Below are 10,294 nucleotides of genomic sequence, written 5' to 3'. Positions count from 1 at the left end.
AACTACGCCGCCGCCAACACCTACCTCGACGCCCTCGCACACCACCGCCACACCCAAGGACTCCCCGCCACCTCCCTCGCCTGGGGCCTGTGGGAGGAGACCAGCGGCATCACGCAGTCACTGGGCGCGGCGGAGCGTGCCCGGCTCGGGCGCAGCGGCATCCTGCCGATCGCCTCGGCCGCGGGGCTGAAGCTGTTCGACGCCTCGATCGCGCGGGGCGCGGCGCTGTCGGTGCCGGTCCTGCTGGACATGGGGGCGCTGCGCAGTCGTGCGGCGGAGGGCGAACTGGCCCCGCTGTACCGGGAGCTGGTGCCCGTGCCGGCCGGCCCCGCGCCGTCGGTCGCCTCGCCCGCCGGGGGCGGGGCCGGGGTGCGGGAGCGGTTGCTCGGCATGGACGACGCGGAACGCGAGCGGTTCCTCGACGAGCTGGTCCGCCGCCACGTCGCCGATGTCCTGGGGCACGCCTCTTCTTCGGCCGTGGAGCCCCGGCGCGGGCTGCTCGACATGGGCCTGGACTCGCTCTCCGCCGTCGAGTTGCGCAACCGGCTCGGTGCGGCCACCGGGCTGCGGCTGTCGACCACCTTGGTGTTCGACTACCCGACTCCCGTCGCCATCGCCGGCCATCTCCTCGACCGGCTGGCCGAGGAGCTGCCGAGCGCGGCCCTGTCGCCGCTCGACGCGCTGGAGGCGGCGTTCGAGGAGATCTCCGGTGACGAGGAGAGCCGCTCCCGGACGAAGGCCCGGCTGGAGGCACTTCTGAGCAGGCTGAGCGCCAAGGGCGGTGCGGGTGATCCGGACGTCTCGGCCGGCTTCCCGGGCGGGCTGGACGCGGTGGCGGACGAGGACCTCTTCGAGTTCATCGACAACGACCTCGACTGAGCCGACGGCTCGCTCCGCCCTTCCGGGCAGTCGCGGAACGGCGGGCCGGCGGTCATCGCCGGTCCGCCGTTCCGGTGTTCGTCGTCCCGCGATCCGTGCCCCGCTCCTTCCGCTGCCGGCGGAGGACGGGTAAGTCCGCCGTTAGCGTTCCCTGTGACGCTGGGGGCACCAGCGCGCCGCGCAGTGCGGGCGCGTGCCCTCACGGCGAAGGAAGACTCGATGACCTCCACACGGGTTCCCGTTCCGTTCGAATTCACAGCGATCAAGGGGCTCGGCATCGACCACAGCTACCGTGAACTCCTCGAACACGGTCGTCCGGTGTGGGTGACCCCGCCGTACGGGGAGAACGCGTGGCTGGTGAGCCGGTACGCGGACATCAAGGCCATTCTCGGGGACCAGCGGTTCGGCCGCGCCGCCGCCGCGGACCGCGACGAGGCGCGGGTGGCGCCGGTGCCGGTGGGCGGCAGCATCATGGGTGCGGACGCGCCGGACCACGGCCGGCTGCGGCGTCTGATCTCCAAGCCGTTCTCCAACCGGGGTGTCGAGCGGCTGCGGCCGGGGATCGCCCGGGTGGCGGAGGAGTTGCTCGACGCCATGGCCGAGCAGGGTTCCCCGGTCGATCTCGTCACGGCCTTCACGGGCCCGTTCTCCGCGCTGAACATCTGTGAGCTCCTGGGCGTGCCCGAGGGCGAGCGGGACCGGTTCCAGGGCATGGTGCAGTGCTTCTTCGGCAGGACGGAGCTGTCGCCGGAGGAGATCGCGGTCGAGCTGGAGCTGCTGCGCGACTACGTCCGCGGGCTGATCGACCGGCGCCGCCGGGAGCCGGGCGACGACCTCGTGAGCGCCATGCTGGAGGCTGCGGCCGAGGGCGGCGCGTACACCGACGAGGAGTTGCTGGAGCTGGTGTACACGCTGCTGGTCGGCGGCTACGACACTCCCGCCTCCCAGCTGGCCTCGACCTTCTACGTGCTGTTGTCGCAGCCCGGCCAGGCGCAGTTGCTCCGGGAACACCCGGAGGCCGTCCCGCAGGCGGTCGAGGAGCTGCTGCGGTTCGTCCCGCTGGTCTCGCACACGACGTTCGCCCGGTATCCGACCGAGGACGTGGAGATCGGCGGGCAGCTGATCCGGGCCGGTGAGCCCGTGCTGTGCGCGACTCCGGCCGGGAACATGGATCCCCGGGCGTTCGAGGACCCCGAGGTGCTGGAGCTGCGGCGGGCGGGGAACGCCCACCTGTCCTTCGGGCACGGCCTGCACCACTGCACCGGTGCCGCTCTGGCCCGGGCGGAGATGCAGGTGGCGATCACCGCGCTGCTCACGCGCTTCCCGGACCTGCGGCTCGACGTGGCGCCCGAGGACGTGCAGTGGCTGAAGGGCATGCAGATCAGGACTCTGGGCTCGCTGCCGGTCGCATGGGGTCCGGGCGGCAGCCGCCCGTGACGGCCGGACGCGAGGAACCCCGCAGGCCCGGGCCTGCGGGGTTCGTCGTCATGTCCTGTGGTGGTGCCGGTGGTCAGGTCCCGTCGGCCGTGCCACGGAGCCGGATCGCCTGTACGGGGCACAGGTCCACGGCCTCCCGCACCGCGTCCCACTCGTGGGGGCCGGGGTGCGGATCGCGTACGAGGACGTGTCCGTCGTCGTCCTGGTCGAAGACGGCGGGGGCGCTGTAGGCGCACTGGGCGGCGCCGATGCAGGCTTCCCGGTCGGCGGTGACCAGTGCGTCGGCGGGCCCGTCGGCGCTCACCACGTCACCGGCATCTCGTTGACGCCCTGCACCGTGCCGCTGCCGGGCGGCCGGGTGGGCAGCCGGTCGGCGGGGACGGCGAGGCGCAGCGTGGGGATGCGGGTGAACAGGGTGGAGAAGGCGATCTCCAGTTCCAGTCGGGCGAGGCTCTGGCCGAGGCACTGGTGGATGCCGTAGCCGAAGGACAGCTGGCGGCGGCCGGTGCGGCCGGTGTCGAAGGCCTGCGGGTCCCGGTGGACGCGGCTGTCCCGGTTGGCCATGGTGGCGGACAGCAGGACGCCTTCGCCCGCGCGGATGACCTGTCCGGCGACGGGGATGTCGGCGGTGGCGACCCGCACTCCGGCGAGGTCGGTGACCGCGACGCAGCGCAGGATCTCCTCGACCACGGCCGGCACGGTGTCCGGGTCGGCCTGCATGCGGGCGAGCTGTTCGGGGTGGTCGAGCAGGGTGATGGCGCCCAGCGCGATGGTGGAGGCCGTGGTCTCGTGTCCGGCGACCAGGATGACCAGGGCTATCTGGACGAGGTCGGCGTGGCTGAGGCGGCCCGTGGCGACTTCTTCGCGGGCGAGGCGGCCGATCAGGCCGGGGCCGGGCTCGGTGCGGCGGCGGGTGGCCAGCGCGTCGAGGTAGCCGATGAGTTCGCGTCCCGCTTCCTGGGATTCCTCGCCGGTGGTGGCCTGGAGGAGCCGGCGTGAGGCGTCCTGGAAGAACTCCAGGTCCTCGTGGGGCAGGCCCAGCACCTCGGAGATCACCCGGGACGGCACGGGCAGCGCGAAGTCGCGTACGAGGTCGGCGGGTGGGCCGGTCCGGAGCATCCGGTCCACGTGGTGGTCGACGATGTCCTGCACGACGGGCCGCAGGCTCTCGACCCGCTTGCGGCTGAAGTCCGGGTTGAGCAGGCGCCGGTGTTCGTCGTGGGCGGGCGGGTCCATGCCGATGAGCACCAGGCGCTTGGCGACCTCGGCCTGGAAGCGGGGCGCGACGGCCGGGTAGTCGGGGCGCTGCCGGTCGGCGGAGATCCGTGGGTCCGCGAGCAGTTGGCGTGCCTCGGGATAGCCGGTGACGAACCACACGACGCGGCCGTCGAAGAGGGTGACCCGGGACAACGGCCCTTGTGCGCCCAGCTGTTCGTAGGCGGGCGGCGGCTGGTAGGGGCAGGCCCTCTGCTGGGGAAAGGGCGGTGCAGCGGACGGGCCCGGCGGGGCGGTGATTTCCATCGCGTTCCCCTCGTCTTCTTCCTGCGGGCGGGGATTTCCCCGCAGCCGGAAAAGCTAGGAGGCGCCGCGAATGCCCTGCAACCCCGTGTCTCCCGGGCGTTAGCGCCGCGTAATCCGGCGGCTCACGAAAGCGTCGCGTAAGCAGCACGGTAGCGGCTTTCCGGACCATGGCCGGGCAGAGAGAGGAGCAGGTCGTGGACACACCACACATCCGGATCCTGTCGGTGGGAACCGCGTTGCCCGGACCGCCCGTCGACAATGCCGCGCTCGCCCGCCGGTTCGGCATGGACCCCCTGTGGGAGCAGTGGGTGGACGCGTTCATCGGAACGCGCAACCGGCACCTGGCGGTTGACATCGAGACCGGTGAGATCCGCGATTCGCTGTCCGGTCTGGGCGAGGCGGCGGCCCGGCGGGCCCTGGAGGGCGCGGGGGTCCGGCCGGACGAGGTGGACCTCGTCGTGATGGCCACGGCCACCCCGGAGCAGCTCATGCCCGCCACGGTCAATGTCATCTGCGACCGGCTGGGCATCGACGACGTGCCCACCTACCAGCTCCAGTCGGGCTGTTCGGGCGCGGTCCAGGCCCTGGACGTGGCCCATCAGATGCTGCGGACCGGCCGGCACCGCACCGCGCTCGTGATCGGTGCCGATGTGCTCGCGCGGTTCTACGACTGCGACGCGGAGCTGGCGAAGGTTCCGCCCGACCAGCTCGTGAACTACGTCCTGTTCGGGGACGGCGCCGGCGCGGCCGTCCTCAGCACGGACCCTGCGGCGGGCCGCTGCGAACTGGTGTCGGTCCGTACCCGGCTGACCGGGCTGAACCGGGAGGCCGGGGCGACGCTGGAGTGGTTCGGGCCCGTCGACCGCCACTCGGAGCGGCCCGCGGCCACCGAGGACTACAAGGCGATCGAGCGGCACGTGCCGGAGATGGCCGACGAGACCCTGCGCGAGCTGCTCGACGACCTGGACTGGCGCGAGGAGGACGTCACCTATCTGCTGCCGCCGCAGCTTTCCGGCCGGATGACGCGGCGGATCGTGGAGCGGCTGGGCGTCGCGGGCGCCGAGGAGGTCTCCTGCGTCAACACGACGGGCAACAACGCCAACGCCCTGGTCTTCTTCCAGCTGGAGCGGGCGCTGGAGCGGCTCGCGCCCGGTGAGCGGGCGATCGGCATCGCCATCGAGTCCAGTAAGTGGATCAAGGCCGGCTTCGCGCTGGAAGGGGTCTGACCGTCACCATGGCCTCCACCCCCGCCACCGCCTCGGCCACCGATCCGGCCGACGAATTGCTCGCCCTGCACCGGGCCGGGCGTCTCGCCGTCGCCTACCCGGGCCTGAAGTCCCTGCTGGCGCGCCTGCCCGAGGCGGATTCCGTACGGGCCGCGCAACTGCTGTCCCGCGTCGGTCCGGACGAGGTGCTGCACGAGCATCCCGAGCTGCCGGCCCTCACGGTCGCCGTCACCGGTCACGGGACGCTCTCCGCGCTCGTCCCGGCCCTCGCCCTGGAGGGTGCCCGCCACGGCATCGTGCTGCGCACGGTCGTCTCGGACTTCGACTCCTACGTCTTCGACCTGACGGACCCGGGCAGCGCCCTGCACGCCGCCGCTCCGGACCTGGTCCTGTGCCTGCTCGACCCCATGATCGTCATGGACGAGCTGCCGACGCCCTGGCGCCCGGAGGACGTCGAGGCGGTGCTCGCCGAGAAGACGGCGCTGCTGGACGCCCTCACCGCCCGCTTCGCCGGGTCGGGCAGCGGCACCCTCGTGCTCAACACCATGCCGCTGCCCCGCGTGCTCGCCTCCCAGCTGATCGACCACCGCTCCCGTGCCCGGCTCGGCGCCGTCTGGCGCGAGGCCAACGCCCGCCTGCTGCGCCTGACCGAGACGCACTCGGAGCTGGTCGTGCTCGACCTGGACCCGCTGGCGGCCGAGGGCGTCGCGGTCACCGACCCGCGGCTGAGCGTCTACGCCAAGGCCCACCTCTCGCTGGCGATGCTCTCGCGCTATGCCCGGGAGGCCGGTCACCTGGCCCGCATCCTGGCCGGGCAGACGAAGAAGTGCCTGGCCGTGGACCTGGACCAGACGGTGTGGGGCGGTGTGCTCGGCGACGACGGCGCGGACGGCATCGAGGTCGCCGACAGCCCTCGCGGCGAGGCGTTCCAGGCGTTCCAGAAGGTGCTCAAGCAGTTCGCCTCGCAGGGTGTCCTGCTGGCGGCGGTGAGCAAGAACGACCTGGCCCCGGTCCGCGAGGTCGTCGCCGGCCACCCGGGGATGACGCTGCGGGAGGCGGACTTCGTCCGTTTCGCCGTGAACTGGCGGCCCAAGCACGAGAACCTCAAGGAGCTGGCGGAGGACCTCAACCTGGCCGTCGAGAGCGTCGTGTTCGTCGACGACAGCCCCTACGAGTGCGGTCTCGTGCGCCGTGAGCTGCCGGGGGTGAGCGTCGTCCAGCTGGACGAGGAGCCGGCCCGGCACGTCGAGAAACTGCTGCGGGACGGCTGGTTCGACGTCCGCGAGCTGACCGTGGAGGACCGCGCGCGCCCCGCGCTCTACCGCGTCGAGGCCGAGCGCAAGGACTTCCTGCACGGCTTCGACTCCCTCCAGGACTACCTGTGCGAGCTCGGGGTGCGGGTGCGGATCGGTCCGGTCGAGGAGCGGGAGGTGCCGCGGGCGGCTCAGCTGACGCTGCGCACGAACCAGTTCAACCTCACCACGCGACGGCTGCAGGCGGCCGAGGTGAAGGAGCTGGCCGCGGGCCCGGACACCCGGGTGCTGGCCGTGCACGCGGGCGACCGGTTCGGGGAGAACGGTCTGGTCGGCGTGGTCTTCACCCGTCGTGAGGGCACCACCGTGCACATCGACAACTTCCTGCTCAGCTGCCGGGTGTTCGCCCGCGGCATCGAACAGACCGTCCTGGCGGCCGTGCTGCGGCAGGCCCGGGCCGACGGAGCGCGCGAGGTGCTCGCCACCTATCGCGCGAGCGCCAAGAACGCCAAGGTCCGGGACTTCTATCCGCAGAACGGCTTCGTACCGGTGACGGACGCCGACGGCGAGCTCGTCTTCCGGCACGACCTGGCGTCCGTCCCGCCGGTCCCCGACCACGTGCAGCTGACCGAGTCCTGCGAAGGGAACACCCCGTGAACTCCATCGACGCCTTCATCACGCTGGTCCGGGACGACCTGGGCCTGCCCGTCGACGACACCGACGTGGACCGGCCCCTCGGCGAGGTCGCCGGCTGGGACTCCGTCCACCTCATCACCCTGCTCACCCTGCTGGAGCGCGGCACGGGCCGTTCGCTGTCCCTGCCCGCCGCCCTGGAGGCGACGACGCTGCGCGGCCTGTACGACGTGGCGGTGTCCGGATGAGGCCGGTCCCCGTCGCCCGGGAGCGGCGGCACACGCTCTACTTCCTGGAGGGGGCGAAGGCGTTCGCGCCGGTCTTCCTCGACACCGAGGTCGACATGGAGCGGGTGTGGCGGCACCGCGCGGCCGCCGCCGAGGAGGGCCGCCGCTACTCGGTGGTCAGCTACGTGCTCCACGCCGGAGCGCGGGTCGTCGCCGACCACCCCCAGGCCAACAGCGCGATCGGCGGCCGGCTGCTGCCGAGGACCGTCACCTACGGCTCCACCAGCGCCAAACTCGCCCTGGACCGGCGGCTCGGCGGCCGGCGCGTCGTCCTCGCCGCCGTGCTGCCCGGCCTCGAACGGGCCGGTCTGGAGGAGGTCCAGCGCCAGGTGGACCACTACCGCGACGGCGACCCCGACCTCATGGCCGAGTTCGCGGGCCTGCGCGCGCTGCACAAGCTGCCCGTGCCGATCGGCCGCGCGCTGTTCCGCAGGGCGACCCGGTCGCTGACGGCGCGGGCGGCCCGCACCGGGACGTTCGCGGTCAGCTCGCTCGGCCACCGCGCCGTGGACGGCTTCCATTCCGTGGGCGGCACCACGATCACCCTCGGCGTCGGACGGGTCGTCGACCGGCCGGTCGTCCGCGACGGCGCCGTGACGGTGGCACCGGTGATGCGTCTGAACCTGGCCTTCGACCACCGGGTCATCGACGGCGCCGAGGCGGCCGACATGCTCACCGAGATCAAGGAACGCCTCGAAGGCTTCCCCGGCGCACCGGAAGGAGGAGAGAACCGGACCGCCGGTGTCACGGGGGCCGGTTCCACGGACCGATGAACGACGTCGAGGAACTCAAGCAGTACGTGGGCGCCCACGCCCGCGCGCAGTCCATGCCGCCGGGCCACTTCGAGAAGCTGCTCGGCCGCATCCGCACCGACGACGAGGGCGCGGCAGGCTCCTGGACACGCGAGTGGTGCGAGGTCGGCGAGCGGCTCGAAGAAGCGGGCCAGTACCTGGAGGCCTGCCGCCACTTCAACATGGCCCGCTTCCCCTACGTCGACGGCCCCGCCCGCGGCGCGGCGCTGGAGCGCTGCGTGAACGCCTTCGACCGCTGGCGGAAGGAGACCGGCGGCATCGATCGCCTCGACCTGGACCTCCCCGGGGGCCGGGTGGGCTGCTGGACGAGCGGACTGAGCCGGCACGAGCGGCGGCCCCTGCTGGTGTTCATGGGCGGCATCGTCAGCATCAAGGAGCAGTGGGCCCCGCTCCTCACCCGACTGGACCGGCTGGGCTTCGCCGGGCTCGTCACCGAGCTCCCCGGCGTCGGCGAGAACACCCTGACCTACGGCGCCGACAGCCGGCACCTGCTGCCACAGCTCCTGGACGCCGTCGCGGACGTGGCCGACGTGGCACGGACGTACTGCATCACGCTGAGCTTCAGCGGCCACCTGGCCGTGCGGGCCGCCCTGGAGGAGCCGCGCATCCAGGGCATCATGACCGTCGGCGCGCCGGTGCACGACTTCTTCACGGACCCTGCCTGGCAGGCACGGCTGCCCCGGATCACCGTCGACACCCTCGCCCACCTGACCGGAGTCCCGGCCGCGGACGTCGGCGAGCACATCCGCGACTGGGCGCTGAGCGACCGTCAGCTGGCCGGACTCTCCGTCCCCCTGGCCTACGCGGCGAGCACGCGGGACGAGATCATCCCGGCCGAGGATCCGCGGCGGCTGCGCCGCCACGTACGGGACCTGCGGATCGTCGAGTACGACGACGTGCACGGGGCCCCGCACCACCTGCCCGAGATGCAGCTGTGGGGCTTCCTGTCGATCCTCCGCATGAAGGGCGGCCACTACCTGCCGCGGGCCGTCCTGCGGTACGCGCATCTCGCCCAGCGCACCCGCCGCAGGCTGGCCGCACGCCAGGCCTGAACGGCTCCGCTGCGCCCCGAACCCCGTCCGACCCGTTTTCGAGAGGTTGAACACCGCAATGGCGACCGAGGAAGAGCTTCGCGAATATCTCAAGCGCGCCACCGGCAATCTCGCCCGGGCCAGGCAGCGCCTGCGCGAGGTCGAGGCCGACCGGCACGAACCGGTCGCCGTCGTGGCGATGAGCTGCCGCTACCCGGGCGGTGTCGCCTCTCCCGAGGACCTCTGGCGCCTGGTCACCGACGGCACGGACGCCATCGGCGGCTTCCCCACCGACCGCGGCTGGGACCTCGACAACCTCTACGACCCCGACCCGGACCGGACGGGCACGAGTTACACGCGGCACGGCGGCTTCCTTCACGACGCGCCGCGCTTCGACCCGGAGTTCTTCGGCCTGAGCCCGCGCGAGGCCCTGGCCACCGACCCCCAGCAGCGGCTGCTGCTGGAGGTGGCCTGGGAGGCCTTCGAACGGGCGGGCATCGTCCCCGAGACCCTGCGCGGCAGCCGTACGGGCGTGTTCGCCGGCGTCATGTACAACGACTACGCGTCGCGCCTGACACCCGCCCCCAAGTCCTTCGAGGGCTACATCGGCTCCGGCAGCGCGGGCAGTGTGGCCTCGGGCCGGGTGGCCTACACCCTCGGTCTGGAAGGCCCGGCCGTCACCGTCGACACGGCCTGCTCCTCCTCGCTCGTCGCCGTCCACCTGGCCGTACAGGCGCTGCGCAACGGTGAGTGCACGCTCGCGCTGGCGGGCGGCGTGACCGTCATGGCCACGCCCAACACCTTCATCGAGTTCAGCCGCCAGCGCGGCCTGTCGGCGGACGGCCGGTGCAAGGCCTTCTCCGCCGACGCCGACGGCACCGGCTGGAGCGAGGGCGCGGGCCTCCTCCTCCTGGAGAAGCTCTCCGACGCGCGGCGCAACGGCCACCGGGTGCTGGCCGTCATCCGCGGCACGGCCGTCAACCAGGACGGCGCCAGCAGCCAGTTGACCGCGCCCAACGGCCCCGCCCAGCAGCGCCTGATCCGGCAGGCGCTGGCCAGTGCCCAGCTCGAACCCTCCGACGTGGACGCAGTCGAGGCCCACGGCACCGGCACCAAACTGGGCGACCCCATCGAAGCCCAGGCCATCCTCGCCACCTACGGCCAGAACCGACCCGCAGACCACCCCCTGCACCTCGGCTCACTCAAGTCCAACAT

10 protein-coding genes are annotated in these 10,294 nt (G+C 72.5%); 8 read left to right on the top strand and 2 right to left on the bottom strand.

Annotated features, from left to right (window positions below):
• Together ACWDBB_RS35780 and ACWDBB_RS35775 are read left to right on the top strand one after the other, a co-directional pair.
• On the top strand, nucleotides 1-879 hold an 879-nt coding region (locus ACWDBB_RS35780; protein ID WP_449793584.1), incomplete at its 5' end, for a phosphopantetheine-binding protein.
• 219 nt (nucleotides 880-1,098) lie between these two features.
• A complete protein-coding gene (locus tag ACWDBB_RS35775) occupies nucleotides 1,099-2,316 on the top strand; it encodes a cytochrome P450 (RefSeq protein WP_449793583.1) in 1,218 nt (405 codons plus the stop codon).
• 73 nt (nucleotides 2,317-2,389) lie between these two features.
• Here ACWDBB_RS35775 and ACWDBB_RS35770 read toward each other — a convergent pair whose 3' ends face one another.
• Nucleotides 2,390-2,623: a ferredoxin gene (locus tag ACWDBB_RS35770; RefSeq protein ID WP_449793582.1), complete on the bottom strand. Its 234-nt coding sequence runs from the start codon at nucleotides 2,621-2,623 to the stop codon at nucleotides 2,390-2,392.
• Nucleotides 2,617-3,837, bottom strand: coding sequence for a cytochrome P450 (locus tag ACWDBB_RS35765; protein ID WP_449793581.1), 1,221 nt, complete (start codon nucleotides 3,835-3,837; stop codon nucleotides 2,617-2,619). The genes ACWDBB_RS35770 and ACWDBB_RS35765 overlap by 7 nt, the downstream gene beginning before the upstream one ends.
• Nucleotides 3,838-4,031: 194 nt before the next feature.
• Here ACWDBB_RS35765 and ACWDBB_RS35760 point away from each other — a divergent pair, with 194 nt between their 5' ends.
• The 6 genes from ACWDBB_RS35760 to ACWDBB_RS35735 all read left to right on the top strand — a co-directional run.
• On the top strand, nucleotides 4,032-5,063 hold the full coding sequence (locus tag ACWDBB_RS35760) for a 3-oxoacyl-ACP synthase III family protein (RefSeq protein WP_449793580.1): 1,032 nt from the start codon (nucleotides 4,032-4,034) through the stop codon (nucleotides 5,061-5,063).
• An 8-nt stretch (nucleotides 5,064-5,071) separates the two neighbouring features.
• A complete protein-coding gene (locus ACWDBB_RS35755) occupies nucleotides 5,072-6,973 on the top strand; it encodes an HAD-IIIC family phosphatase (RefSeq protein WP_449793579.1) in 1,902 nt (633 codons plus the stop codon).
• Entirely contained in the window at nucleotides 6,970-7,197 is a 228-nt protein-coding gene (locus tag ACWDBB_RS35750; RefSeq protein ID WP_449793578.1) for an acyl carrier protein, read from the top strand. Before ACWDBB_RS35755 ends, ACWDBB_RS35750 begins: the two co-directional genes overlap by 4 nt.
• Nucleotides 7,194-8,009 carry a 2-oxo acid dehydrogenase subunit E2 gene (locus tag ACWDBB_RS35745; RefSeq protein ID WP_449793577.1) on the top strand — a complete coding sequence of 272 codons (816 nt, stop codon included), beginning with the start codon at nucleotides 7,194-7,196 and terminating at the stop codon, nucleotides 8,007-8,009. Before ACWDBB_RS35750 ends, ACWDBB_RS35745 begins: the two co-directional genes overlap by 4 nt.
• The gene (locus ACWDBB_RS35740; protein WP_449793576.1) at nucleotides 8,006-9,100 is read left to right on the top strand and encodes an alpha/beta hydrolase; all 1,095 of its coding nucleotides are present in this window, start codon (nucleotides 8,006-8,008) and stop codon (nucleotides 9,098-9,100) included. The genes ACWDBB_RS35745 and ACWDBB_RS35740 overlap by 4 nt, the downstream gene beginning before the upstream one ends.
• Nucleotides 9,101-9,158: 58 nt before the next feature.
• The coding region (locus tag ACWDBB_RS35735; protein ID WP_449793575.1) for a beta-ketoacyl synthase N-terminal-like domain-containing protein at nucleotides 9,159-10,294 on the top strand (1,136 nt) is incomplete at its 3' end.

The organism is Kitasatospora sp. NPDC001095 (assembly GCF_053598615.1).
The sequence above is the reverse complement of the archived record's forward strand: the minus strand, read 5'-3'. Positions and strand labels throughout refer to the sequence as shown.

Excerpts from the sequence above, each read along its gene's own strand:
- ACWDBB_RS35775 (WP_449793583.1), top strand. The coding sequence starts at position 1,099 with ATGACCTCCACACGGGTTCCCGTTCCGTTCGAATTCACAGCGATCAAG.
- ACWDBB_RS35765 (WP_449793581.1), bottom strand. The coding sequence starts at position 3,837 with ATGGAAATCACCGCCCCGCCGGGCCCGTCCGCTGCACCGCCCTTTCCC.
- ACWDBB_RS35755 (WP_449793579.1), top strand. The coding sequence starts at position 5,072 with ATGGCCTCCACCCCCGCCACCGCCTCGGCCACCGATCCGGCCGACGAA.
- ACWDBB_RS35745 (WP_449793577.1), top strand. The coding sequence starts at position 7,194 with ATGAGGCCGGTCCCCGTCGCCCGGGAGCGGCGGCACACGCTCTACTTC.
- ACWDBB_RS35740 (WP_449793576.1), top strand. The coding sequence starts at position 8,006 with ATGAACGACGTCGAGGAACTCAAGCAGTACGTGGGCGCCCACGCCCGC.